The sequence below is a fragment of the Streptomyces sp. P9-2 genome (assembly GCF_051903975.1).
Classification (GTDB): domain Bacteria; phylum Actinomycetota; class Actinomycetes; order Streptomycetales; family Streptomycetaceae; genus Streptomyces; species Streptomyces cellulosae.
Genome location: NZ_CP192633.1, coordinates 4,393,674 through 4,417,974, shown reverse-complemented (window position 1 = coordinate 4,417,974; position 24,301 = coordinate 4,393,674). Strand labels below are relative to the sequence as shown.

The window sequence follows — 24,301 nt, the reverse complement described above, 5'->3', positions numbered from 1 at the left end:
ATGAGCCGCTGCGGGGCGGTGCCGTGGGGCAGACTGCGGGACGTGAGCGCCGTCGTGTGGAGTGCCGCCGTGTCCCTCGCCGCCTGGCTGTGGCTGCTGCTGTTCCAGGGGTGGTTCTGGCGCACGGACGTACGGCTTCCGGCGTCGCGCGAACCTGATGTGCGGCCGGATGTGGGGCCCGATGTGTGGCCGCACGTGTGTGTGGTGGTGCCCGCGCGGGACGAGGCGGCGGTGCTGCCCGCGAGCCTGCCGTCGCTGCTCTCGCAGGACTATCCGGGCCGGGCGGAGGTTTTCCTGGTCGACGACGGCAGCACGGACGGCACCGGGGACCTCGCCCGGGAGCTGGCGCGGCGGCGGGGCGGACTCCCGCTGACCGTGGCCTCGCCCGGGGAACCGCCGCCCGGGTGGACGGGCAAGTTGTGGGCGGTGCGGCACGGCACGGAGGCGGCCCGCGCCCGGGACCCGGAGTACCTGCTGCTGACGGACGCCGACATCGCGCACGCCCCGGACAGTCTGCGGCGGCTGGTGACGGCGGCGCGGACCGGCGGGTTCGACCTGGTGTCGCAGATGGCGCGGCTGCGGGTGGAGAGCGTGTGGGAGCGGCTGGTCGTGCCGGCGTTCGTGTACTTCTTCGCGCAGCTCTACCCGTTCCGACGGATCTCCCGGCCGGGGTCGCGGACGGCCGCGGCGGCGGGCGGCTGCGTGCTGCTGCGCGCCGACGCCGCCGCGCGGGCGCGGATCCCGGACGCCGTGCGGCACGCGGTGATCGACGACGTGGCCGTGGCCCGCGCGGTCAAGCGGAGCGGCGGGCGGATCTGGCTGGGCCTCGCGGACGGCGTGGACAGCGTGCGCCCCTATCCGCGGCTGGGCGACCTGTGGCGCATGGTGTCGCGGAGCGCGTACGCGCAACTGCGGCACAGTCCGCTGCTGCTGGCGGGGACGGTCGCCGGTCTGGCGCTGGTGTACCTGGTGCCGCCGGCCGCGGTGGCCGTGGGCGCGGCGGCCGGGAGTGTGCCGTGCGCGCTGCTGGGCGGGGCGGCGTGGCTGGTGATGACGGGGACGTACGTCCCGATGCTGCGGTACTACCGGCAGCCGCTGTGGCTCGCGCCGCTGCTGCCGGTGACCGCGTTCCTCTATCTGCTGATGACGGTGGACTCGGCGGTGCAGCACCGCCGCGGGCGTGGCGCCGCCTGGAAGGGCCGCACCTACGCCCGCCCGGAGGCCGCCGTGGAGGAGGCCTGAGGGACGCGGGCCTGACCGTCCGTCACTTGCGGCCGGGCGTCCAGTTCATGCCCCAGCCGTAGGCGTGGTCGACGGTGCGCTGCGGACTGACACCGCGCTCGGGGACGAGGTAGCGGGCCTCGCGCTGGACGACCAGGTCGCCGCCGTTGTTGGTGATGAGCGCGAGTGCGCACACCGTGGAGGGGACGGTGCACTCGTCGAGGGAGAAGTCGATGGGCGCGCCGTGCTGCGGGCTGAGGGTGACCGTCGCGTGCAGGTCGGCGAAGGAGCGGGCGCCCTCGTAGATGGTGACGAAGACGAGGATGCGCCGGAACTGGTGCTTGTGGTCGAGGTTGACGGTGAGGTTCTCGCCGCTCGCCGAGGCGCCGGTGCGGTCGTCGCCGTCGAGGTGGATGAACGGCGGCTGGTGCAGCGAGCCGAAGGCGTTGCCGAGGGCCTGGACGACGCCCTTCCTGCCGTCGGTGAGCTCCCACAGGGCGCACAGGTCGAGGTCGAGGTCGGCGTGCATGGCGACCGGGCGGCCCAGCTTGGCGGCCCAGCCGGAGAACTGCTTGCGCACCTCCCAGTTGAGGTTGACGTGCAGGGAGCCCGAGGTGCCGCCCTGCTTGGTCAGCGACACGGAGGGCGCCGCCTTGGTGAGCGTCACCTTGGTGAGCTGGACGGGCGCCGGGGGTGCGACGGGCGGGGGCGGCGGCTGCGGCACGGTGACCGGAGGCGCGGCCGGCGGGGCGGCCGGGGGCGCCACGGGCGCGGCGGGCGGTGCGGCGTGCTGCGGTTCGTCCACGGTGATGCCGTAGTCGGTGGCGAGGCCCTCGAGCCCGCTGCTGTAGCCCTGTCCCACGGCGCGGAACTTCCAGGCGCCCTGGCGGCGGTAGAACTCGCCGAGCACGAAGGCGGTCTCGGTGGTGGCGCCGGTGCTGTCGAAGCGGGCGGCCACGGCGCCGTTCGCCGCGTCCTTCACCTCGATGTAGAGGCCGGGGACCTGCCCGAAGGCGCCGCCGTCGCTGGAGGCGGCCAGGATGACGGTCTCGATGCCGGGCTCGACGCGCGTGAGGTCGACGAGCAGGGTGTCGGTGACGTGGCCCCCGTCCTGCCGCTTGCCCTCGTGGCGCACGGCGCCGGAGGCGTGGGCGGGCTGGTTGTAGAAGACGAAGTCGCCGTCGGAGCGGACCTTGCCGCCGGCCAGCAGCAGCGCCGAGGCGTCCGCGTCGGGCACGCCGGGGCCGGAACGCCAGCCCACGTCGACCCGGAGTGCCGTGGCCGGCACCGGTGTGTTCGATCCCTTCGGCATGGACATGTCCCGCCCCCATCACAGGTCGCCGCGCCGGGCGAGCCCCGGCATCCGTCGGTGTGCGTCCGCACAACCTAATCCCCCGCGCGTGGGGCGCCCACGCCCGCGGACGGGAACCACACGACGGCCACCCCTGCGACCGCCGGTAACGGCCCCGGAACTCGGCCTTTACACGAAATTCGCCCGACGGTACGCCCGTTTTCCATAATTTCGCTCACATTGGGGATCGCCAGTCACCCAGGGCGCGGAAAACAACCCTCTTATCGGTCTCCCCAACCAGCACATCGTGGGCTTAACTTATGTGCCATGACCTCCCCCCGCTCCATGTATGGCGGCGGCTACTCCTCCGCTGCCTTCCCGGACACCCCGATCTACGACTCGCTCGTGGCCGAGCGGGGCACCCCGCAGATCGCCCCGATCCGGGTCCCCGCCGCGTACGAGGCGCCGGCCAGTCACCTGCCCGCGCTTCCCTCGGCGTTGCCGGCCCTCCCGGCGGCACCGTCCCAGCCGTCCTACGGCTACCCCCAGCCCGCCGCGCCGCAGCCCGCCCCGCTCCAGCAGGCGCACACGGCGTACATCCCGCAGCAGGCCACCGCGCCGCGCGGCTATCCCGGCCCCCAGCCGCAGCCGCCGCGTCAGCCGCAGCCCGCCGGGTACGAGGCGATGCGTCCCGCGGCCGCCCCGCGGCCGGCGCCCGCGCCGTACCAGGACCCGTACAACAACCAGCAGTACCGGGGGTACTGAGCGGCCGAAACACACCGAGCGGGCCGCGGGGCCGTCGTCCGGTGATGGCACGATGAGCCCATGGGGAACGCTCGCGTGCGCTCGATCCACGTTCATCCGGTCAAGGCCTTCCGGAGCCTGCCGCTCCGGGAGGTCGCCGTGGAGCGCTGGGGTCCGGCCGGTGACCGGCGCTGGACGCTGATCGACGACGGGGGAAAGGTCGTCACGCAGCGCCGCCATCCGCGCCTGGCCCTCGCCGTCGCCGAGCCGCTGCCCGGCGGCGGCGTCGTGCTGTCCGCGCCCGGACGACATCCCGTCAGCGTGCCCGTGCCGGCGCCCGGCGCGACCGTCGCGGCGGACGTCTTCGGCGACAAGGTGGAGGTCGTCCCCGCCGAGGACGCCGCCGTGCACGCGTGGTGCAGCGACTTCCTGGACACCCCGGTGCGGCTGGTGCACCTCGACGACCCGGCCGTGCGGCGCCCGGTGGACCCCGAGTACGCGCTGCCGGGCGAGACGGTCACGTTCGCCGACGGCTACCCGCTGCTGCTCACCACGACCGCCTCCCTGGACCGGCTCAACTCCCTGATCGCGCGGGGCGAGCACGCGCACGAGGGCCCGCTGCCGATGAGCCGCTTCCGGCCCAACGTGGTCGTCGAGGGGACCGAGGCGTGGGAGGAGGACGGCTGGACGCGTGTCACCGTCGGCGAGATGACGTTCCGGGCGCCCAAGCCGAGCGGACGGTGCGTGGTCACCACCACCGACCAGGACACCGCCCGCCGCGGACGCGAGCCGCTGCACACCCTGGGCCGTCACCGGTCCGTCGGCGGCCGGCTCCTCTTCGGCGTGAACCTGGTGCCCGTCTCCCCCGGCACCCTCCGCGTCGGCGATCCGCTGGAGGTCGTGGCCTGACGCGCGCTCAGCCCTTCGAGCGCGGTCGCGCGGCCCGGGAACCCCGGACCGTTCCGGCGCGTTGGGCAGCGTGAGGGATCGGTGGGAGAACCGGGGAGGGGGTGCGTGCCGTGCGGGCGGTCAGCGGACTCTGGCGCTGGCGGCGCAACCCGCTGCGCCGCGCCACCGACCTCGCGGAGGCCTGGCTGGCGCTCGTCGTGCTCCTGCTGGTCGCGCTCGCCGCGCCGTTGATCGGCGTCCTGGCCGGAAGCGCCGCGCACACGTCGCTGCAGCGGTCGGTCCGCGCCCAGCAGCAGTCCCGGCACATGGTCACCGCCACGGTGGTGCGCGAGCTGGACCCGGCCCCGGCGGCCACGGACCCCGAACTGCTCGGCGGAGACCCGGGCAGCCGCGTCCTGGCCCGCTGGACCGCACCGGACGGCTCAGACCGGCGGGAGGCCGTGCAGGCGCGCCTGCCGGACCCCCGGCCGGGCGACACCTTCCGCATATGGACCGACGGGCAGGGGGACCGGGTCGCGCGCCCGCTGGAGCCGGGCGCCGCCACGGCGCACGCGGTGCTCGCGGGCGCGGGGGCCGCGCTGCTGGCCGCCGGACTGTTCGAGGGCGGCCGGCGCCTGATACGGCGGCGTATGCTCCGCAGCCGGTACGCCTGCTGGGACCGGGAATGGGGCCGGGTCGGCCCGGACTGGGGCAGGACGGGCGCCGACAGCTGACGGCGTTCCGCCTCTGGTCAACTCGCCGCCCCCGCGCACGCTACGGTGGTCCGGCCGACCCGATCGGCAACGACTCGGGCGGGAACCAGCCGCAGGTACGACGAGGTGGGGGCACGGCAACACCATGGCACAGGGCACGGTCCAGGTGACGCACACCGGCACATCGAGGTGGCGCCGCCGCACGGGTGAGTACCCATCGCTCGCCGCCGCCCTGGAGGCCGCGGGCGAGGGCGACGTGCTCACCGTCGCTCCCGGCACCTACCGGGAGAACCTCGTCGTGCGGCGGGCGGTGACCCTGCGCGGGCCCGAGGGGTCGCCCGGCTCGGTGCGCATCGCCCCGCCCGACGGGGTGCCGCTCACCGTGCGCGCCTCCGCGGTGGTGCAGGACCTGCACGTGGAGGGACAGGACGCCACCGCCCCGGCCCTGCTGGTGGAGGAGGGCACCCCCGAGCTGCGGGACATCCGCGTGGTCAGCCGGTCCGCGGCCGGCATCGAGGTGCGCGGCGCCGCCCGGCCCACGGTGCGCCGGTGCACGGTCGACAACCCGGCGGGCGCCGGCATCGCCGTGGTCGACGGCGGGGGCGGCGTGTTCGAGGAGTGCGAGGTGGTCGCCGCCGGACAGGCGGGCGTCGCCGTGCGCGGCGGGGCCCACCCCCGCTTCGAACGCTGCAAGGTGCACCACGCCTCCGGTTCCGGCCTGACCGCGACCGGGGAGAACTCGGCCCTGGAGGCCGTCGGCTGCGAGGTGTACGAGGTGCGCGGCAGCGGCGTGCAGGTGACCGGCCGCGCCACCGCCCACCTCACCGACTGCGACGTGCACCGCACCACCGGGGACGGCGTCACGCTCGACACGGACGCCGTGCTGACTCTGGCCGACTGCCGCATCCACGACATCCCGGAGAACGCGGTCGACCTGCGTTCCCGCTCGGTGCTCACCCTGACCCGCACCACGGTGCGGCAGTTCGGCCGCAACGGCCTGTCGGTGTGGGACCCGGGCACGCGCGTGGACGCCAACCAGTGCGAGATCTCCGACAGCACCGGCGACTACCCGGCGGTGTGGGTGAGCGACGGCGCCACGGCCGTCCTGGACTCCTGCCGGGTGCACGACGTGCCGGACGCGCTGTTCGTGCTCGACCGCGGCTCGCGCGCGGACGTCGTCGACAGCGACCTGACCCAGGTGCGGAACACGGCCGTGTCGGTGAGCGACGGCGCGACCGCCCAGCTCGACGACTGCCGCATCCGGGAGGCGGCCACGGGCGCCTGGTTCCGTGACCACGGCAGCGGAGGCACCCTCAGCAACTGCACCCTGGACGGCACCCAGACCGGCGTCATCGTCACCAAGGGCGCCGACCCGACCGTCGAGCGCTGCACGGTCGGCTCCCCCGCCGAGGCGGGCGTGTACGTGTCCGCGGGCGGCCGCGGCACCTTCGACAACTGCCGGGTCACCGGCAGCGGCGGCTACGGCTTCCACGTCATCGACGGCAGCCGTACGACGCTGCGCAAGTGCCGCACCGAGCGCTGCGCGCGCGGGGGTTACGAGTTCGCCGAGGGCGCCGACGGCACGTCCGGCTCGGGCGGCCCGGTCGTCGAGGACTGCACGAGCGACGAGTCCGGCAGCCTGCGCGCCGAACCGCCCGCGCCCGAACCGGCGGTGCAGACGACGGGGCACACCACGGGTCTGCTGGGCACGGTCCCCGCCCCGGCCGGGCCCCCGGCGCCGCCCGCCCCCGCCGCCGTGCCGGAGCAGCGGCGCGAGACGCGTACCTCCAAGGACGTCCTGGGTGAACTCGACGCCCTGGTGGGCCTGGAGAGCGTCAAGCGCGAGGTGCGGGCCCTCACCGACATGATCGAGGTGGGCCGGCGCCGGCAGCAGGCCGGGCTGAAGGCCGCGTCCGTGAAGCGGCACCTGGTGTTCACCGGCTCCCCCGGCACCGGCAAGACCACCGTGGCGCGCCTGTACGGCGAGATTCTCGCGTCGCTCGGGGTGCTGGAGCAGGGCCATCTGGTCGAGGTGTCCCGGGTGGACCTGGTGGGCGAGCACATCGGCTCGACGGCGATCCGCACCCAGGAGGCGTTCGAGAAGGCGCGCGGCGGTGTGCTGTTCATCGACGAGGCGTACGCGCTGTCGCCGGAGGACGCGGGCCGGGACTTCGGCAAGGAGGCCATCGACACGCTGGTGAAGCTGATGGAGGACCAGCGGGACGCGGTGGTGGTCATCGTGGCCGGCTACACGGCCGAGATGGAGCGCTTCCTGTCGGTCAACCCCGGTGTGACGTCACGCTTCTCCCGGACCATCACCTTCGGCGACTACGGCCCCGAGGAGCTGCTGCGGATCGTGGAGCAGCAGGCCGAGGAGCACGAGTACCGGCTGGCGCCGGGCGCCGCGGAGGCGCTGCTGAAGTACTTCACCGACATCCCCAAGGGCCCCGCGTTCGGCAACGGGCGCACGGCGCGGCAGACGTTCGAGGCGATGGTGGAGCGGCACGCGAGCCGGGTCGCCCAGCTCGACGAGCCCACCACCGACGACCTGACGCTCCTGTACGCGGAGGACCTGCCCGCGCTCCCCTGAGCGCGGGCCCCCGGGGCCGTCAGGCTGCCGGGCCGGGCTTCCCGGTGTTCCGGGGAGCCGGCACCTCGGGCCGCAGCCGGGCCAGCAGGTGCCTCCGTTCCTCCGCGAACGCCGGGTCGGCCCGGTAGTCGGAGTGGCCGAGGATCGGAGCGGGCAGCGGGTGTTCCGTGGTGCGGCCGTAGGCGAGGGGGTCCTTCAGCGGCGGGCGGTCCACGTCGGGTCCGCCGTCGCCGGGCAGCCGCACGGGGCCGCCGATGGGGTCGGTGCGCCGGTACAGGTTGCGCCAGCAGACGACGTCCCGGTGCAGGGCGTCCAGCGCGTCCGGCCCGAAGTGCGCGGGGAACCAGCGGCCGTACAGCCGCTCCAGCGGGGAGCCGTAGGTGAGCAGGGCGACGCGTCTGCGGGCGGACGGCTGGAGCTGCCAGGCCGCGGCGGCGGCGAGCACGCTGCCCTGGGAGTGCCCGGAGAGCACCAGCCGGCCCTTGGTGGCGCGGGTCCAGGTGGCGATGCGCCAGGTCAGGTCGGGCACCGCGCGCTCGGCGTAGCAGGGCGGCGCGAAGGGATGCGCGGCGCGCGGCCAGAAGGTGCCGACGTCCCAGAGGATCCCTATGGTGCGGCGGGCGGAGGCGTCCTTGTAGGCGCGCCGGCCCCAGGTGACGAGAAGGACGAAGCCGAGGCCGATCAGCCAGGAGCCGAGTGCCTGCGCGGTCTGCGCGGCGCCGTGCACGACGGGGTGGGCGCCGCGCGCCGCCTCGCCCGGCGTCTCCCCGGTGGCCGTCGCGCCGACGAGGGCTCCGGCGCCGAGCAGCAGGGTGGCGGCGGAGGTGACGGCGAGGATGCGCGGCCCCCGGTCGGTGAGGGCGGCCATGGCACGTACGGAGGCGATCCGGCGGGTGCGGCCGGGGTCGCCCGCCTCTCCGGCGTACTCCTCCTCGACGGCGGCGCGTTCGGCCCGGGCGAGGTGCACGGCGCGGCGGGCGAGCCAGCAGCACATGACGAGGAGCAGCAGGAGCAGCGGCGGGATGACGGACGCCTGCCAGGTGAGCAGCACCGGCGGGCCGGGGATCGAGGCGCGGGTGCCGTCCAGCCAGTCGGACACCCGCTGCGAGACCCCGCCTGACATCACGCCGCCGAGCGCGCAGGCGAGCATGGCGACCGCGGGTCCGGCCAGTCCGCGCAGCGCGGCGCGCCGGTCGGGGTCGGTGCGGTGCAGCGTGTGGGCGACGCAGGCGAGGACGATCACCAGCAGGCCCTGCGCGAAGGTGAGGGAGCCGAAGGTGAGGTTGCCGGGCAGCCGGCCCGCCGACTCCCAGCCGGGCCGCTCCCAGCCGGCGTAGAGGGCGCTGAGGACGAGCAGGGCGAGGGCGGCGAGGGGCAGCCCGCGCACCAGCGGGCGGTCGGCGTCGCCGTCGAGGCGGCGTTCGCTGCGGCCGCGGCGGCACACCACCCACACCACCGCGCCCGCCCCGCCGGCCAGGGCGGCCTCGAGGAGCACGCCCAGGGCGGCGAGAACGGCGGGGCCGCCCGGCTCCTGGTCGTACCGGGTGGCGGCGGAGCCCACAGCGGCGGCGACCGTCAGCAGCGCGGCGGCGGTGTGCGCGGCGCGCAGCCGGGCGCCCAGGCGGCGGCCGTACCAGAAGCCGGGGCGGCTCAGCGCGGTCGGGCCGGTGTCCTCCTCGGGCTCGGAGCCGCCGAGCGGCTGCTGCGACTCGTAGGCGCTCCAGGTGCGCAGGGACAGGAACCACAGCAGTCCGGTGAGGGCCGCGGGCACCAGGGCGGCGAGGGCGAGCCGGCGGCCGGGCGCACCCCACCAGCCCTCGCCGGGCGTCAGGAAGCCCAGCCAGGAGTGCCGGCCGGCGCAGGCGGGCGTGCCCGCGCACTGCCAGGCGGTGAGGTCGAGGGCGACCTCGCAGGCGGCGGCGACGAGCAGCACCGTGAGGCTGAGGCCGGTCAGCCTCACCAGCATCCCGTAGAGCCGGACGGTGCGGCGGCGGCCGCGGGCGCTGGGGCGCATCCAGTGGGCGAGGTTGACCACCATGAAGGGCAGGAGCAGCAGCCACAGGGCGCGGGTGCCGTTGCCGGAGGTGAGGTTGCACCAGACGTACGCCTCGGGGACGGGCCCGTCACGACGGGCGCCGGGGTCACGCTCGGCGTCGGCGTCGTCGGCACGGCGGAACACGGCGGCGGTGTCGTCGCCGGTGACCCGGACCGTGCGCGGGTCGTCGAGCATCTGCTCAGGCGTGGTGCCGCCCACCCCGTGGACCAGGAGTTCCAGCGCCGTCCCGGGCCCCGCGGGCCCCTCGCCGGCCGGCGCTCCGCCGTCCTCTGCCGGTCGGTGCTGCTGCGCGTTCTCCACCGTGCGGCCTCCCCCTGACGCCCCGTCGGATCCGTCCGTGCGGGACAGCATCCTCCGCTACCGGACCGAGTGCGCCCCTCGTCACTCAATCTCCCCGATCCGTGTGACGCGCACGCACCGCCCGGGCACCGGGAAGCGCCATGTACGCGACGATCGACCGGTGGCGCCGCCCGGGGCCCGGCATGGGAGGATGGGACGTCCGCGCACCGGTGCCCGGGAGCATGGAGCCCGAGGCCGTGGACGCGCGGGAGTGTGTCGGACGGCTGTGCGGCGAAAGGACCGGAGCGTACGTGAGCGAGAATCAGAACCTGCTCGCCGAGCAGCGGCGCACCCTGATCCTCGACGAGGTCCGCCGGCGGGGCGGGGTCCGGGTCAACGAGCTGACCCGCAGGCTCGGCGTGTCGGACATGACCGTCCGCCGCGACCTCGACGCGCTGGCCCGGCAGGGCGTTCTGGAGAAGGTGCACGGCGGCGCGGTCCCGGTGGTCGAGGCGAGCACGCACGAGCCGGGGTTCGAGGCCAAGTCGGGCCTGGAGCTGACCGCCAAGGAGGACATCGCGCGAACGGCGGCCGAGCTGGTCCCGCCGGGCGCGGCGATCGCGCTGTCCGGCGGCACGACGACGTTCGCGCTGGCGCACCGGCTGACCGACGTCCCCGACCTCACGGTGGTCACCAACTCCGTGCGGGTGGCGGACGTCTTCCACGCGGCGCAGCGCTCCTCGGGCAGCCGGCAGGGGGCCGCCACGGTCGTCCTGACCGGCGGGGTGCGCACCCCGTCCGACTCGCTGGTGGGTCCGGTCGCCGACCAGGCGATCGCGGCGCTCCACTTCGATCTGCTGTTCCTCGGGGTGCACGGGATATCGGTGGAGGCGGGACTGTCGACGCCGAACCTGGCGGAGGCGGAGACCAACCGCCGCCTCGTGCAGTCGGCCCGGCGGGTGATCGTGGTCGCCGACCACACCAAGTGGGGCACCGTGGGCCTGAGTTCGTTCGCGTCGCTGGAGCAGGTGGACACGCTGGTGACGGACTCCGGGCTGTCCGCCGAGGCCCGCGCGGAGGTGTCCGAGCATCTGCGGCGGCTGGTGGTGGCCGGCGAGCCCGAGCAGTCCGAGGACGAGCCTGCGGAGACCGCCGACGCCTGACCGGGCGCCGCTCCCCTCGCCGTCCGTGTACCGCAAGCAGCGTGACCTTCCAGGGAGTTGAGCCCATGGCCCACCGTCTGCGCCCCGTGGGGCAGGAGTTCGCCTCGGTGGCACCCGTGCGCCTGGTCTTCGAGCGGGAGATCTCGGCCGCTCCCCCGGCGGTGTTCGACGCGCTCGCGCGGGACGTCACCGGCTGGACGGCCTGGTTCCGCGTGGTCACCCTGGCCCGTCCGCTGGACGGCGGCGCGGGCCGGGAGATCCGGCTCGCGGGCGGCGCCCGGTTCCGGGAGACGATCCTCGCCGCCGAGGAGCCCGAGGTGTACGCCTACCGCGTCGACGTCACCAATGTGCCGGGCGCCCGCGCGATGGTCGAGGAGTGGCGGCTGCAGCCGGCCGCTACGGGCACCCGGGTGCGCTGGACGATGGCCGTGGACGGCGTCACGCCGTTCCGCCTGGCGACGAAGGCGGCCCGCCCGGGTCTCGCGGCGGGCTTCCGCGACGCCATGACCTCACTGGACCGCCGGCTCACGGGGTGACGCCTCGGGCCACACGCCCGTGCTCAGCAGCGAGTCGACGGCCTCCGCGTACGGCGTCACGTCCAGGCCCTGCTCGGCCAGCCAGGCGTCCGAGTAGTACTTGTCCAGGTAGCGGTCGCCCGGGTCGCACAGCAGCGTGACCACGCTGCCCCGCCTGCCCTCCGCGACCATCTCCGCCACGATCTTCAGGGCGCTCCACAGCCCGGTGCCGGTGGAGCCGCCCGCCTTGCGGCCGATGACCCGCTCCAGGGCTCGTACGGCGGCGACGGCGGCCGCGTCGGGCACCTTCATCATCCGGTCGACGGCGCCGGGCACGAAGCTCGGCTCCATCCGTGGGCGCCCGATGCCCTCGATGCGGGAGGCGCTGTCGCAGGAGACGCCCGGGTCGCCGGTCGTCCAGCCCTGGAAGAAGCAGGAGTTCTCCGGGTCGGCGACGCAGATGCGGGTGTCGTACTGCATGTAGTGGACGTAGCGGGCGAGGGTCGCGGAGGTGCCGCCGGTGCCGGCCGTGGCGACGATCCACTCGGGCTGCGGGAACCGCTCCATCCGCAGCTGACGGAAGATCGACTCGGCGATGTTGTTGTTGCCGCGCCAGTCCGTGGCCCGCTCCGCGTAGGTGAACTGGTCCATGTAGTGGCCGCCGGTCTCCGCCGCGAGGGCGGCGGACGCCTCGTACATCGTGCGGGGGTCGTCCACGAAATGGCACCGTCCGCCGTGGAACTCGATGAGGCGGCACTTCTCTGCGCTCGTCGTACGCGGCATGACGGCGATGAAGGGCACGCCGATCAGCTTCGCGAAGTACGCCTCGGACACGGCGGTCGAGCCGCTGGACGCCTCGATCACCGGGCGTCCCGGGCGGATCCAGCCGTTGCACAGGCCGTACAGGAAGAGGGAGCGGGCCAGCCGGTGCTTGAGGCTGCCGGTGGGGTGGGTGGACTCGTCCTTCAGATAGAGGTCGATGCCCCACCGCTCGGGCAGCGGGAAGAGCAGCAGATGGGTGTCGGCCGAGCGGTTGGCGTCGGCCTGGACCCGGCGCACGGCCTCTTTCAGCCAGGCGCGGTAGGCGGGGTCGGTGCGGTCGACATCGAGAGTGGCGCCGGTCGGGGTCTGTTGGGGAGTGCTCACGACTGGGCTCCTTACACTGAGCGCCGACGGCGTCCAGCGCGGCCGACACTTCGATCATAAGCACCGTGCGCACCACCTCTCACCTGCATAAACACATCTTTGGTGGCCTGAAAGGCAGCCCTGGGTCCCAGGGGGCGCGCGGGTGGGGGCGCACTGGCTCGAGTGCCCCCCGCGCTCCGGCCGGCGGGGGCGGGGGCTCTGGTGCTCGGCAGCGCGTGGGGGCAGACTGCACCGGCGGGAGCAGGGGCACACTTGGTTCTGGACAGTGGCCGGCCCGCGCAGCGCGGTCCGGCGCACACCGACGCGCACAGAGGGGGCGGGTGGCAATGGCGGAGCCGGAGTTCAAGGCCACGGGCGTGCGGATCGGCCGGCGGCTGCGGTCGCTCACCCGGGCCGGGCAGGTCCGGATCAGCGACGGGCGGCTGGAGTTGCTCACCAGCTACGGCACCGAGATAGACAGCGCGCCGGTGCAGGCCGTGCGGGCCACGCGGCCCTGGTTCGCGCCCGACGGCCGGGCGCTGGCCGACCTCAACGGCAACCGGTACCTGCTGACCCTCGGCGACCACGACCCGGCGCCCGGGGAGCCGGGCCCGCCCGCCGCCCGCCGTTTCATCGAGGCCGTCCGCCGGGCGGCGGGGCGCGGCGCCTGAGATGTCCGCGAGTTGCGCCGCATCCTCCGCTGGGTCACGCTGTTCTCACGTCACTCTGGGTTTACCGGCGATAACGCTGCGAACCAGCCCGCCGGCCACGACAGCAGGCGGCAGCGTCACGCAGGCGCCCTGCTGGATCCGTACTCCGTGTTCTTCCGGACCTCACGTCGGGGAGTCGCAGCCGTGATCAGTCACCCAAGCAGGCACTGCGCGGTGGAGCTCCAAGCCCTGCCGTCGCGGATCGGCCAGGTCCGCAGAATCGTATCTGCGCAGTTGCGCTACTGGCACATGGATTCCCTGATAGACCGGGCCTTGCTCGGTGTGACGGAGCTGTTGTCCAACGTCCACCGGCATGCCCAGCCCGACAAGACGTGCACCGTGGAGATCGAACTTCTCCTCGACCGGCTGAAGGTGTCGGTGCACGACCACGATCCGCGGCTGCCGGTCGTCGCGGACGCCGGACCGCTCGCCACGTGCGGCCGCGGGCTGGCGATGGTGGCCGCCATGAGCGAGAGCTGGGGCGTGCTGCCGGACGACGCGGGCAAGGTCGTGTGGTTCACCCTGCCGACGCCCGCGGCCGCCGAACCGGCGGCCTGGGAACGGCGGCCGCACCTCACGCCCGCCGGACCGGACCGGCCACGGTTCACGGAGGTCGCACTCGTCGACCACGTGGCCGAGGTCCACCGGCCCGAACCCGCTCCCGCCCGGTCCGCCGTTCCCGGCTGACCGGGCGGTGACACTACGGGGCGCCGCCGACGGGCGTGGTGTCCGGCGGACGGGCCGTCCGCCGGACACCACGCCCCGGACGGCTACCGGATGTAGACGAGGCCGTCCGTGGTGACGGTGGGCCGGCCGCTGGTGCCGACGACCACGATCTTCACGGTGTGCTTGGCGTTGGCCGACCAGGTCTTCGTCCAGATCGCCTGCCGGTAGCTCGTGGCCGACGACCTCAGGTCCACCGTGGCGGCCTTGACGCCGTCGACGTACACGTACGCCTGGCCCGAACTCGACGCCCGGGAGACCACCCAGGCCGCCGAGCGGCCGGTGAACGTCCAGCTCAGGCTGGCGCCCTTGGACGCGCTGGAGTACGACCTGCCGCCCAGGTAGCTGGTGGAACTGCGCGAGCTCCAGGTGCCCGTGCGGACCGCCGCGCTCTCCTGGAGGATCACCGGGGTGTAGGTGGCCGCAGCGTTGCGGTAGTTGCCGGCGTAGTCGTACGCCCGCATCGACCAGGTGGACGCGGTGCCGGGCTTCGCGGTGCGGTTGGACAGGTAGGCGGCCGCGCTGAAGGTGGCGGTCGACGGGGTCAGCAACTGCACCTGGCGCAGGGCCTGGTCGTCGGTCGCCTTCCAGCGCAGGGTGACCGGCGCGGACCCGGTGTTGACGGTGCCGGTACGCAGGTCGAGCGTCGGCGCGGCGGTGAACACCGGCGCGGTCGTCTCCGCCACGACGGTCAGCGCGTCCGTCGTCGAGACGGCGCCGGACTGGTGCGTGGCGCGCACGCTCACGGTGTGGCTGCCGGCGGTGAGGGTGATCCGCTTGGCGTAGCCCGCGCCCGAGGTGCCGGCGACGGACTGGCCGTCGACGAGCACGTCGTACCTCTTGATCAGCGCGGCCGGTGTGGTGGCCGACCAGCGCACCACCGGCGTGCCCTTGGTGTAGTACGTCGAGCCCTTGGCGGTCGCGTCGGTGAGGGACACGATGCGCAGCCCGTCGACGGGGCCCGCGGCCCAGGTGCGGACGGTCGGCAGCTGGGCGTAGAGGGCGTTGCCCGGGCACTGGGTGTTGAAGCCGTCGCGGTGTCCGGACACCCGGTGGAAGGTGTACTGCTCGCCCGCGGTGAAGGCGGTGCCGAAGTAGTTGGTCTGGGTCGCGCCGGCGGTGAGCTTCACCGTGCCGGCCGGGTCGGCCCCGTACTGGCCGAGCTTCCAGGCCGTCACGCGTGCCACGGCCGCCAGGGCGGCGTCGGAGGCGCCGCCGGTGATGTGCGTGCCGAGGACGGCGATGCCGGCGGACTCACGGTTGAAGCCGTAGGTGTGCGCACCGAGGACGGGCCGGTCGATGCCGCCCTTGCGGCCCTCGAAAACCGTGCCGCACTTGTCGACGAGGAAGTTGTAGCCGACGTCGTTCCAGCCGTTGACCTCGGTGTGGTACGCGTAGATGCCGCGCACGATCGCCGGCGACTCCGCGCAGTCGTAGTCGTTGGCGCCGTCGGTGTGGTGCACGAACACCGCCTTCACCTCGGCGTTGTACTCCGAGGGGTCGGGGCTCTTCGACTCGTCCGCACCCCAGTCGGCCCGCGAGGTGACGGGCGGCTGCGGCATCGTGGACGGCGGCGCGGTGGGCTCCGACGACGGGGACGGAGGCGCGGTCGGCTCCGACGACGAGGACGGCGGCGCGGTCGGCTCCGACGACGGCGACGGCGGCGCGGTGGTCTCCGACGACGAGGACGGCGACGGCGACTCGTCCATGACGAACGCGGCCGGTTCGGGCGCGTCCACACGGGTCTCGGCCTCGGTCACCACGCCCGGGTCGACCAGGTTCACCTCGAGGCCCTTGGGCAGCGCGGCGGTGGTGCCGTCCTCGTGGACGATGCGGGCCTCCACACCGTCGGAGGGTCCGACCCACAGCGGCTGGGACGCGCCGCGCATGCCGGCCTCGACCTCCTCCGGCGGGGCCGCGTTCAGCTCCAGTGACTGCCAGGCACCCCACTCGCCCGACTCCAGGCCGCGGGTGCGCACCTGCGCGGTGCCCTCCAGGGGCTTCAGCGCCCCGTTCCAGGAGACGCCGACCAGGGAGAACTGCTCGGTCTCCGTGCGGGGGAGCTTGCGCTCGCCGGCCGCGGTGCCCTTCAGCTCCAGGCCGTAGACCTCGACCGGCCGCCGCTCCTGCCCGGGGGCTCCGGAATCCGACGGGCTGGCCGTGGCGTACGTGACGACGCCCCCTCCCCCGATCAGCACGGCGCCGAGCGTCAGCCACGCCCGGCGCTTCATGCTCAACGGTCTGTACGCGTGCGACACGGCGCGACGCCGAGTGCGACGGCTCAAAGAAATCCCCACCCTGAGAAACGGCCCGGACGGGCCCACTGAAGTCACGGCCGTCGCTCGGGACTCGTCCGTCCCGTACGACGCCTCACCTCTGCAGCGCCGTCCGCGCCTCTTCCGTCACAGGGTGGGGTGGTGATGTCGATCACTCCGGCGGACGGGGGCGTCCGTTTCCGTCGCGTTCAGTCGCGTCGCCCGAACTGCTCCTCCAGGACGGACAGCCGGCGCCAGTACTCGTCCTCGTCGATCTCGCCGGAGGCGAAGCGGCGGCCGAGGACGGCGAGCGGCGAGTCGTCGCGGGCGGCGGGTCCGTGCGGGCCGCGGCGGCCGCGCCACCCCGGGCGGCGCAGCAGGGCGATGCCCAGCCCCACGACCAGGGCCCAGAACAAGGGGAACAACAGGATCCACGGGCCGGGCCCGCCGTCACCGAAGTGCGCCAGGGTCTGCATGGTCGTTCAACTCCTCGGGTGCGGTGTCTCGTCGCCCCTCGGCGACACTTCGAGACTCGCTCCGGGAGGGGGGCCCGGTCGTCGTGCGGGCGGCGGCAGCCCGCGTACCCCCCGGGGAGTACGCGGGCGGTACGCGGCTGCTCCCGCGACCTCCGGACCGGCCGGGCGCCCGGCTCAGCCGCTCTGGTCGCTGTCCTTCAGCGCGCCCCAGCCGTGCCACCGTTCGACCTCGACCCAGGCGCTGACCCGGCCGCGCTCGCGGTTGGGGTACGCGTCGCCGCCGTAGTGGCGGGAGAGGCGGTCGATGTCGGCGAGGTCCTCGTCGTCCCGCATCTCGGCGACGCGGCCGATCAGGGTGACGTGGGTGTACCAGTTGTCCGAGTCGAGGACGGTGAGGGTGACGCGAGGGTCGCGGCGGAGGTGGCGCAGGCGGACCCGGCCCTCGTCCATGTTGATCAGGACCCGGCCGTCCTCCCAGAGGTACCAGGTGGGGGTGGAGACGGGCGTGCCGTCGGAGCGGAGGGTGGCCATGACGCACGGGTTGGGCTTGCGCAGCAGCGCCTGGGCCTCCGGCGGCAGTGGGGGCTTGGACACGTGAACTCCTCGCTGTCAGGGGGGAATGGAGGGACGTGGTCAGGTGGTGGGCGCGGGGCCGTCGTCGAAGCTCGCGTAGTACGCGGCGGCCATGTCCTCGTCGGCGTGGCCCTGGGCGGCGGCCCGCTCCAGACGGCGGGCGCTCGCGGCGGCGACGTCGAGGCGGGTGCCGTGTCGTTCGCCGGCCCGCACGATGAGCGCGGCGTCCTTCGCGGCGGTCTTCACCGCGAACTGGGGCGGGGAGAGCCGCTCCCCGAGGATCAGCTGGGCCTTGGCGTGCAGGTAGCCCATGTCGAGGGGGCCGCCGGCGATGAGACCGAAGAAGTCGTCCGGGGCGACGTCCAGGGCGCGGGCCAGCGCCAGGGTCTCGCCCGCCGCGGCGGTGGCCGCGAGGACCCAGCTGTTGGCGACGAGCTTCAGCCGGGTGGCGGCGGCCTCCGCGCCGTCCTCGCCGGTCCACACGGTGCGGGCGCCCACCGCGTCGAACACCGGGGTCACCCTGTCCCGGCCCTCGACGGGACCGGCGGCGAGCACGGTGAGCTGTCCGTCCTCGGCGGGCTTGCGGGTGCCGAGGACGGGCGAGTCGTAGAAGCGCAGCCCGTGGTCGCGGGCGAAGGCGGCCAGACCGGCGACGTCCTCGATGCCGCTGGTGGTGCACTGTGCCCAGACGGCTCCCCGCGGGAGGGCCGGGGCGGCGGCCCGCATGGTCTCCAGGGTGGCGGGGCCGTCGTACAGCATGGTGAGGACCACGTCGGCGGACCCGACCGCCTCGGCGGGGGTGGAGGCTACGTGGGCGCCGTCGGCGGCGAGCGGGTCGGCCTTGGCGCGGGTGCGGTTCCACACGCGGACGGTGTGGCCCGCCTTCAGGAGGTTGCGGGCCATCGCGGCGCCCATGATGCCGGTGCCCAGGACGGCGACGGTGAGCGTGTCGGTCATACGGTCGGCCTTCTGTCGAGCGGTCGTGGTCCTTACGCCAGTGCCCCCAGAGGATCGTCCAGCACCGGCTGCCAGGCCAGCTCCGCCGCGCCGACCAGACTGTTGTGGTCCAGCGTGCAGGCGAGGATCGGCACCCCGCCACTGCGGCCCCACAGGCTGCGGTCCGCGACGACGGCCCGGAGCCGGTCGGGGTCGGCCTCCAGGAGGGTGCGGTGCAGGCCGCCGAGGATGATCCGGTCGGGGTTGAGGATGTTGACCAGACCGGCCAGTCCGAGGCCGAGCCGGTCGATGAGCTGTTCGGTCGCGGTGCGCACCCGCGGGTCGTCGTACTGTCCGCGGATCAGGTCGTCGGCCTGCCTCAGCAGCGACATCTCCGGGCCCGGGTCGCGGCCGGCCGCGGTGAGCAGGGCCAGCGGGTCCGCCTCGACGTCGAGACAGCCCCGGCTGCCGCAGTGGCAGGGGCGTCCTTCGGGGTTGACGCCGAGGTGCCCGACCTCCAGGGCGAGGCCCGAACTGCCGGTGTGCAGACGGCCGTCGAGGACCAGCGCGCCGCCGACGCCCCGGTGTCCCGTGGCCACGCACAGCAGGTCGCGGGAGCCGCGTCCGGCGCCGTGCCGGTGTTCGGCGAGCGCGGCGAGGTTGACGTCGTTGGCGGCGAAGGCGGGTCCGCCCAGGCCGGCGGCGCGCACCTGCTCGGCGAAGATCTCCCGCACCGGGGCCCCGGCGGGCCAGGCCAGGTGCAGCGGGTTGAGCGCCAGCCCTTCCGGTTCGGCGACCGCCGACGGCACGGCGAGTCCGGCTCCCACGCAGCGCCGTCCGGTCTCCCGCAGCAGTTCCGCGCCGGCCGCGACGACGGAGCCGAGCACCTTCGCCGGGTCGGGGTCGACGACCTCGCAGCCGGGCGCGGTGGCGACGATCCGGCCGCCGAGCCCGACCAGGGCGGCGCGGAAGCCGTCGGCGTGGATCTGCGCGGCGAGCGCCACGGGGCCGTCCTCGGCGACGGACAGCCGGTGCGAGGGGCGTCCCTGGGATCCCGCGGCCGCGCCGGGCCGGGCGTCCACCCGGATCAGTCCGAGCGCCTCCAGTTCGGCGGCCACCGCGCCGGCCGTGGCGCGGGTGACGCCGAGCTCCGCGGTGAGCACGGCACGGGTCGGGGCGCGTCCGGTGTGCACCAGCTCCAGCGCGGGTCCGAGCGCCCCGCGTCCCCGGTCGAGCCGCGTCCTCGAGGTGGTCCCTTCCCCCGCTGGCCGGGGGTCCGCCTTCCCGCTCATGGGGGCGAGTCTCCCATGATCCGCAACGCCCGTGGACGACAGCCCGCCCACATGCGGAACCCCGGCGGGGCGCGCGGGGCGTAGGGGGTGCGTGCCCCGGCGTCCGCGCCCGTCCGCCGCGCCGGACCGGTCCGGGGCTCGGCTAGCCTGGCTGCACGATGAACGACCGTATGACGACCCCCTGGGGCGAGCCGGTGCTGTCCCGCTTCCCCGAGGACCCGCGGGACAGGCTGCGCGCCTGGGACGCCTCCGACGAGTATCTCCTCAGGCATCTCGCCGAGCGGCCCGTGCCGTCGTCCGGGACGGTCGTGGTGGTCGGCGACCGGTGGGGCGCGCTGGTCACGGCGCTCGCCGCGCACCGGCCGACGCAGATCACCGACTCCTGGCTCGGCCAGGAGGCCACCCGCGCCAACCTCGCGCGCAACGGCGTCGAGCCGGGCGCGGTCCGGCTGCTGACCACGCGGGACGCCCCGCCGGAGCGGATCGACGTGCTGCTGGTGCGGGTGCCGAAGAGCCTGGCGCTGCTGGAGGACCAGCTGCTGCGGCTGGCGCCGTCGGTGCACGCGGACACGGTCGTGGTCGGCACGGGCATGGTGAAGGAGATCCACACCTCGACGCTGAGGCTGTTCGAGCGGATCCTCGGCCCGACGCGCACCTCCCTGGCGGAGAAGAAGGCCCGGCTGATCTTCTGCACGCCGGACCCGTCCCTGGTGCGGCCGCCGAACCCGTGGCCGTACCGCTACACGCTGCCCGGGGACGTCGGTCCGGTGTCGGGCCGTACGGTCGTCAACCACGCCGGGGTGTTCTGCGCGGACCGGCTCGACATCGGTACGCGGTTCTTCCTGCGCCATCTGCCCGCCGGGCGGGACGGCGGCCGGGTGGTGGACCTGGGCTGCGGCAACGGCGTGGTGGGGACGGCGGTGGCGCTGGCCGACCCGAAGGCCGAGGTGCTGTTCGTGGACGAGTCCTTCCAGGCGGTGGCGTCGGCGCAGGACACCTACCGGGCGAACGACGTGAGCGGGCACGCCGAGTTCCGGGTCGGCGACGGTCTGGCGGGCGTCCCGTCCGGCAGCGTGGACCTGGTCCTCAACAACCCGCCGTTCCACTCCCACCAGGCGACCACCGACGCGACGGCGTGGCGGATGTTCACGGGCGCCCGCCGCACCCTGCGCCCGGGCGGCGAGCTGTGGGTGGTCGGCAACCGGCACCTGGGCTACCACGTGAAGCTGCGCCGTCTGTTCGGCAACAGCGAGGTGGTGGCGTCGGACCCGAAGTTCGTGATCCTCAGGGCCGTACGCCGGTAGGTCCCCGCAGGTCCGTCGCCCGCCGGAAGGCCGCCCCCGCTCCCCCTGCCTAAGCTGGCAGGAGGACACGCGCCGGCCGAGGAGGCTGCGATGGACGGGACGACGAACCGGCCGGGCGGCGGATCCGGCGCCCGGCGGTACATGCCCATCGCCGACCACGGGCTGATCGGCGACCTGCGCAGCGTGGCACTGGTGGCGACGGACGGCACCATCGACTGGTACTGCGCGCCGCGCTTCGACGCGCCGAGCGTGTTCGCGGCGCTGCTGGACACCGACCGGGGCGGCCGCTTCGAGCTGGCGGCGGCCGTGCCGGCCCGCACCAAGCAGTTCTACTTCCCCGACACCAACGTGCTGATCACGCGGTTCTTCACCGAGGACGGCGTCGGCGAGGTACAGGACTTCATGCCCGTGTCCGGGGCGTGTGTGGAGGAGGGCCGGCACCGGCTGATCCGGCGGGTGCTGTGCGTGCGCGGGTCGCTGCCGTTCCGCGCGCTGATCGCGCCGCGGTTCGGCTACGCGGCGCTGCCGCACACGCTGCGGCTCCTGGGCGACGTGGCCGTGTTCGAGTCCGAGGCGCTGGACCTGGCGCTCACCGCCACCGTCCCGCTGGAGCAGGACGGACCCGACGTGCGGTCGGAGTTCAAGCTGGCCGAGGGCGAGACGGCGGTGTTCGCGCTCGACCAGGTCGGCGGTGAGCTGGCGCCGCGCGGGTGCGCCCACGAGGAGGCGGAGCAGGAGTTCGCCTCGACGGTGCGCTACTGGCGGGACTGGCTGTCCGCGTCCCGCTACCGGGGCCGCTGGCGGGAGATGGTGCACCGCTCGGCGCTCACGCTGAAGCTGCTCACGTACGCGCCCACGGGGGCGATCGTCGCCGCGCCGACGACGAGCCTGCCGGAGGAGTTCGGCGGCGAACGCAACTGGGACTACCGGTACATGTGGGTGCGCGACGCGGCGTTCTGCGTGTACGCCATGCTGCGTCTCGGTTTCACCGAGGAGGCGGAGGCGTTCATGGCGTTCGTCTCCCGGCACATCAGCCCCGGCGACGGCAAACCGTCGGGCCCGCTGCAGATCATGTACGGCATCGACGGCCGCACCGACCTGGCCGAGTACACCCTGGAGCATATGGAGGGCCACCGCGGCTCGCGCCCGGTCCGGGTCGGCAACGCGGCGGCCGACCAGCTCCAACTGGACGTGTACGGCGCGCTGATCGACTCGATCTACCTGTACGACAAGTGGGCCGAGCCGATCTCCAGCGCGCAGTGGGACCATGTGACGGCGCTGGTCGACTGGGTGTGCGGGAACTGGGACCAGCCGGACGAGGGCATCTGGGAGACGCGGGGCGGGCGGAAGAACTTCCTGTACTCGCGGCTGATGTGCTGGGTGGCGATCGAGCGGGGCGTCCGCATGGCCCGCCGCCGAGGTCTGCCCGCGGACCTGCCGCACTGGATGGAGTGCCGGGACGCGATCTACCGGCGGATCATGACCGAGTGCTGGTCGGACGAGCTGCGGGCGTTCGTCCAGCACGAGGGCGGCGAGGTGCTGGACGCGGCGCTGCTGATGATGCCGATGTCGAAGTTCATCGCGCCGAAGGACCCCAAGTGGCTGTCCACGCTGGACTGTCTGACCCGTGAGCTGGTCTCCGACTCGCTGGTCTACCGCTACGACCCGGACGTCAGCCCCGACGGCCTGCACGGCGAGGAGGGCACGTTCTCCATCTGCTCGTTCTGGTACGTCGAGGCCCTCACCCGCGCGGGCCGTCTGGACGAGGCCCGCCTTGCCTTCGAGAAGATGCTCACCTACGGCAACCATCTCGGCCTCTACGCCGAGGAGATCGGCCACACGGGCCACCAACAGGGCAACTTCCCCCAGGCGTTCACCCACCTCGCGCTGATCAGCGCGGCCTACAACCTGGACCGGGCGCTCGGCTGACCGTCGCGGACCCGCGCCGGCGCCGTGGCGCGGGCCGTCGTCCCCCGTGGCGGCGGTCAGCTGTACAGCTGTTACTTGACCCAGAGCTGGTAGCCGTTGACCACCCTGGTGCAGTTCCAGGCGAGCCACGGGCCGTGGAACTCGCCGGTGCTGCCCACGTCCACGCACGTGGCCCTGGTGGAGTACGTGCCGTGGACGACGTACGGGTCCGCGGCCTGGGCCGGGACGGCTGACGCCCCCGGGGCGAGGGCCCCTCCTGGGGAGATGCTTGCGAGAACCCGACGAGCGCGCACAGGTGCCTCCTCATCCGGGAAACCGGTACGGCGCCGGCTGCCCGACGGCTGCCCGGTCGCCGGGAGGAACCCTGCTCGGTTCGTCGGCCCGAGGCCACAGCTTCTGCATGTCCCGGACAGCGGCTCGGTGTCCGGCCTGGTCGGGCGGCGGTCCGGGTTCCTGTCCGGACGCGGGGTGCGGCCTCAGTGGCCGTGACCGTCCAAGGAGTGGCCGGGCGTCTCCGTGTGGCCGGGTGACGCGGGCTGTTCCGGCGCGGCCTTCCCGGCCTCGACGGTGAAGGCGGCCGTGCGGACGACTCCGTCGTGCTTGAAGTCCAGGAAGAGGCGGTAGCTGCCGCCGCTGGGGGCCGTGGCGCTGAAGGAGACGTGCGGTCCCGGCCTGGTCGTGCCGTCGCCCGGCTCGCCCTCGGGGTGGACGTGCAGATAGGCGAGGTCTCCGGCGCGCAGGGCGACCAGATGGCCGTAGGCGCCGAGGTAGGGCTGGAGGTCGGTGACGGGCCTGCCGTCGCGGGAGACGGTCAGACGCAGCTCGCTCGCCCGGCCGGGCGTCAGCGTCCCGGTCAGCTTCACGTCGTAGCCGTCGACGCGGGCCGTGGCGGAGGGACGCGGCAGCTGGCGGGGGCTGTAGGGGCCGGAGGCGGCCAGGTCGGCGCCGAGGGTGAGGCTCTCCGCGCCCGGCCGGTCCGGGGTGAAGTCGGCGAACACCCGGTAGCCGCCGGCGCGGGGCAGGTCGACGGGCGTGCTCCAGGTGCCGTCGGGGGCGCGCTCGGGGTGGAGGTGGCGGTAGGTCACCAGGTCGCGGGAGGCCACGATGAGGTGCAGCTCCTTGTCGTGCTCCCGCCGGTACTCGTCGACCGCCCGCCCGTTGGCGTCGCGCACGGTGAACCGCAGTTCGGCGGGCTCGCCCGCGGTCACCGTCGAGGTGTCCAGGTCGAGGGTGTACCCGTCCTCGGAGATCTGCAGCCCGCCGGGCGCGTGCGCGGCGGTCCCGCCGTGGTCGCTCTCCGCCGCCGCCGACGGGTGCCGCTCCTCGTGCGCCGGGGAACGTTCCGCGACGACCGGGTCGAAGGTCTGGCCGACCCCGTATGCGGTGCCGAACGCGCCGGCCAGCGCGGCGGCGAACGCGGTGATCTTCACTCCGGTCTTCATGGCCGTCTCTCCCCTGGAAAAAGCGGCGGCCCGCAACCCGTCACAGGCCGATCGATACAGCTCACGATACCCCTGG

At 74.2% G+C, this 24,301-nt stretch carries 21 protein-coding genes; 11 read left to right on the top strand and 10 right to left on the bottom strand.

Features of this window, described 5'->3' with window-relative positions:
- Positions 1-1,242: a glycosyltransferase gene (locus ACQY0Z_RS20345; protein WP_439812619.1), complete on the top strand. Its 1,242-nt coding sequence runs from the start codon at positions 1-3 to the stop codon at positions 1,240-1,242.
- Between the two features lie 22 nt (positions 1,243-1,264).
- Here ACQY0Z_RS20345 and ACQY0Z_RS20340 read toward each other — a convergent pair whose 3' ends face one another.
- Complete coding sequence (locus ACQY0Z_RS20340; protein WP_189905800.1) at positions 1,265-2,533, bottom strand: TerD family protein; 1,269 nt, start codon at positions 2,531-2,533, stop codon at positions 1,265-1,267.
- A gap of 306 nt (positions 2,534-2,839) precedes the next feature.
- Here ACQY0Z_RS20340 and ACQY0Z_RS20335 point away from each other — a divergent pair, with 306 nt between their 5' ends.
- The 4 genes from ACQY0Z_RS20335 (at position 2,840) to ACQY0Z_RS20320 (ending at position 7,447) form a co-directional block, all read left to right on the top strand.
- On the top strand, positions 2,840-3,277 hold the full coding sequence (locus tag ACQY0Z_RS20335) for a DUF6643 family protein (RefSeq protein ID WP_189905799.1): 438 nt from the start codon (positions 2,840-2,842) through the stop codon (positions 3,275-3,277).
- Between the two features lie 60 nt (positions 3,278-3,337).
- The gene (locus ACQY0Z_RS20330; protein ID WP_439812618.1) at positions 3,338-4,165 is read left to right on the top strand and encodes an MOSC domain-containing protein; all 828 of its coding nucleotides are present in this window, start codon (positions 3,338-3,340) and stop codon (positions 4,163-4,165) included.
- Between the two features lie 101 nt (positions 4,166-4,266).
- A complete protein-coding gene (locus tag ACQY0Z_RS20325; RefSeq protein ID WP_189905797.1) occupies positions 4,267-4,878 on the top strand; it encodes an Rv1733c family protein in 612 nt (203 codons plus the stop codon).
- Between the two features lie 124 nt (positions 4,879-5,002).
- Complete coding sequence (locus ACQY0Z_RS20320; RefSeq protein ID WP_439812617.1) at positions 5,003-7,447, top strand: right-handed parallel beta-helix repeat-containing protein; 2,445 nt, start codon at positions 5,003-5,005, stop codon at positions 7,445-7,447.
- A gap of 19 nt (positions 7,448-7,466) precedes the next feature.
- On the opposite strand, the gene ACQY0Z_RS20315 is transcribed toward ACQY0Z_RS20320, so the two are convergent.
- Positions 7,467-9,803 (bottom strand): hypothetical protein, encoded by a 2,337-nt coding sequence (locus ACQY0Z_RS20315; RefSeq protein WP_439812616.1) that lies wholly within the window; start codon positions 9,801-9,803, stop codon positions 7,467-7,469.
- 290 nt (positions 9,804-10,093) lie between these two features.
- Here ACQY0Z_RS20315 and ACQY0Z_RS20310 point away from each other — a divergent pair, with 290 nt between their 5' ends.
- Entirely contained in the window at positions 10,094-10,945 is an 852-nt protein-coding gene (locus tag ACQY0Z_RS20310; RefSeq protein WP_189905793.1) for a DeoR family transcriptional regulator, read from the top strand.
- A 65-nt stretch (positions 10,946-11,010) separates the two neighbouring features.
- A complete protein-coding gene (locus tag ACQY0Z_RS20305) occupies positions 11,011-11,481 on the top strand; it encodes an SRPBCC family protein (RefSeq protein ID WP_189905790.1) in 471 nt (156 codons plus the stop codon).
- On the opposite strand, the gene ACQY0Z_RS20300 is transcribed toward ACQY0Z_RS20305, so the two are convergent.
- Positions 11,455-12,606: a PLP-dependent cysteine synthase family protein gene (locus ACQY0Z_RS20300; protein WP_189905788.1), complete on the bottom strand. Its 1,152-nt coding sequence runs from the start codon at positions 12,604-12,606 to the stop codon at positions 11,455-11,457. The two genes, ACQY0Z_RS20305 and ACQY0Z_RS20300, sit on opposite strands and share 27 nt — an antisense overlap.
- A 326-nt stretch (positions 12,607-12,932) precedes the next feature.
- On the opposite strand from ACQY0Z_RS20300, the gene ACQY0Z_RS20295 reads away from it, so the two are divergent.
- Entirely contained in the window at positions 12,933-13,256 is a 324-nt protein-coding gene (locus tag ACQY0Z_RS20295; protein ID WP_019526930.1) for a hypothetical protein, read from the top strand.
- A gap of 183 nt (positions 13,257-13,439) precedes the next feature.
- A complete protein-coding gene (locus tag ACQY0Z_RS20290; protein WP_439812615.1) occupies positions 13,440-13,982 on the top strand; it encodes an ATP-binding protein in 543 nt (180 codons plus the stop codon).
- 83 nt (positions 13,983-14,065) lie between these two features.
- On the opposite strand, the gene ACQY0Z_RS20285 is transcribed toward ACQY0Z_RS20290, so the two are convergent.
- The 5 genes from ACQY0Z_RS20285 to ACQY0Z_RS20265 form a co-directional block, all read right to left on the bottom strand.
- Positions 14,066-16,249 (bottom strand): N-acetylmuramoyl-L-alanine amidase, encoded by a 2,184-nt coding sequence (locus tag ACQY0Z_RS20285; protein ID WP_439812614.1) that lies wholly within the window; start codon positions 16,247-16,249, stop codon positions 14,066-14,068.
- A gap of 233 nt (positions 16,250-16,482) precedes the next feature.
- On the bottom strand, positions 16,483-16,749 hold the full coding sequence (locus ACQY0Z_RS20280) for an SHOCT domain-containing protein (RefSeq protein ID WP_189905781.1): 267 nt from the start codon (positions 16,747-16,749) through the stop codon (positions 16,483-16,485).
- A 174-nt stretch (positions 16,750-16,923) separates the two neighbouring features.
- Positions 16,924-17,343, bottom strand: a complete 420-nt coding sequence (locus ACQY0Z_RS20275) for a PPOX class F420-dependent oxidoreductase (protein ID WP_189905779.1) — start codon at positions 17,341-17,343, stop codon at positions 16,924-16,926.
- 39 nt (positions 17,344-17,382) lie between these two features.
- On the bottom strand, positions 17,383-18,354 hold the full coding sequence (locus ACQY0Z_RS20270) for an NAD(P)-binding domain-containing protein (protein WP_198427691.1): 972 nt from the start codon (positions 18,352-18,354) through the stop codon (positions 17,383-17,385).
- Positions 18,312-19,550 (bottom strand): ROK family protein, encoded by a 1,239-nt coding sequence (locus ACQY0Z_RS20265; protein WP_189905775.1) that lies wholly within the window; start codon positions 19,548-19,550, stop codon positions 18,312-18,314. Before ACQY0Z_RS20265 ends, ACQY0Z_RS20270 begins: the two co-directional genes overlap by 43 nt.
- Before the next feature lie 170 nt (positions 19,551-19,720).
- On the opposite strand from ACQY0Z_RS20265, the gene ACQY0Z_RS20260 reads away from it, so the two are divergent.
- Together ACQY0Z_RS20260 and ACQY0Z_RS20255 are read left to right on the top strand one after the other, a co-directional pair.
- On the top strand, positions 19,721-20,854 hold the full coding sequence (locus ACQY0Z_RS20260; protein ID WP_189905774.1) for a methyltransferase: 1,134 nt from the start codon (positions 19,721-19,723) through the stop codon (positions 20,852-20,854).
- Between the two features lie 90 nt (positions 20,855-20,944).
- Complete coding sequence (locus tag ACQY0Z_RS20255) at positions 20,945-22,783, top strand: glycoside hydrolase family 15 protein (protein ID WP_439812613.1); 1,839 nt, start codon at positions 20,945-20,947, stop codon at positions 22,781-22,783.
- Between the two features lie 71 nt (positions 22,784-22,854).
- On the opposite strand, the gene ACQY0Z_RS20250 is transcribed toward ACQY0Z_RS20255, so the two are convergent.
- Both ACQY0Z_RS20250 and ACQY0Z_RS20245 read right to left on the bottom strand, forming a co-directional pair.
- Positions 22,855-23,076 (bottom strand): hypothetical protein, encoded by a 222-nt coding sequence (locus ACQY0Z_RS20250; protein WP_439812612.1) that lies wholly within the window; start codon positions 23,074-23,076, stop codon positions 22,855-22,857.
- 183 nt (positions 23,077-23,259) lie between these two features.
- On the bottom strand, positions 23,260-24,225 hold the full coding sequence (locus tag ACQY0Z_RS20245) for a hypothetical protein (protein ID WP_189905768.1): 966 nt from the start codon (positions 24,223-24,225) through the stop codon (positions 23,260-23,262).
- Between the last annotated feature and the right edge of the window lie 76 nt (positions 24,226-24,301).

Bases quoted from the DNA above. Each gene is read 5' to 3' on its own strand.
- ACQY0Z_RS20340 (WP_189905800.1), bottom strand. From the start codon at position 2,533: ATGCCGAAGGGATCGAACACACCGGTGCCGGCCACGGCACTCCGGGTC.
- ACQY0Z_RS20255 (WP_439812613.1), top strand. From the start codon at position 20,945: ATGGACGGGACGACGAACCGGCCGGGCGGCGGATCCGGCGCCCGGCGG.
- ACQY0Z_RS20280 (WP_189905781.1), bottom strand. From the start codon at position 16,749: ATGCAGACCCTGGCGCACTTCGGTGACGGCGGGCCCGGCCCGTGGATC.
- ACQY0Z_RS20295 (WP_019526930.1), top strand. From the start codon at position 12,933: ATGGCGGAGCCGGAGTTCAAGGCCACGGGCGTGCGGATCGGCCGGCGG.
- ACQY0Z_RS20320 (WP_439812617.1), top strand. From the start codon at position 5,003: ATGGCACAGGGCACGGTCCAGGTGACGCACACCGGCACATCGAGGTGG.
- ACQY0Z_RS20305 (WP_189905790.1), top strand. From the start codon at position 11,011: ATGGCCCACCGTCTGCGCCCCGTGGGGCAGGAGTTCGCCTCGGTGGCA.
- ACQY0Z_RS20265 (WP_189905775.1), bottom strand. From the start codon at position 19,550: ATGAGCGGGAAGGCGGACCCCCGGCCAGCGGGGGAAGGGACCACCTCG.
- ACQY0Z_RS20260 (WP_189905774.1), top strand. From the start codon at position 19,721: ATGACGACCCCCTGGGGCGAGCCGGTGCTGTCCCGCTTCCCCGAGGAC.
- ACQY0Z_RS20345 (WP_439812619.1), top strand. From the start codon at position 1: ATGAGCCGCTGCGGGGCGGTGCCGTGGGGCAGACTGCGGGACGTGAGC.
- ACQY0Z_RS20285 (WP_439812614.1), bottom strand. From the start codon at position 16,249: ATGAAGCGCCGGGCGTGGCTGACGCTCGGCGCCGTGCTGATCGGGGGA.
- ACQY0Z_RS20335 (WP_189905799.1), top strand. From the start codon at position 2,840: ATGACCTCCCCCCGCTCCATGTATGGCGGCGGCTACTCCTCCGCTGCC.
- ACQY0Z_RS20245 (WP_189905768.1), bottom strand. From the start codon at position 24,225: ATGAAGACCGGAGTGAAGATCACCGCGTTCGCCGCCGCGCTGGCCGGC.
- ACQY0Z_RS20330 (WP_439812618.1), top strand. From the start codon at position 3,338: ATGGGGAACGCTCGCGTGCGCTCGATCCACGTTCATCCGGTCAAGGCC.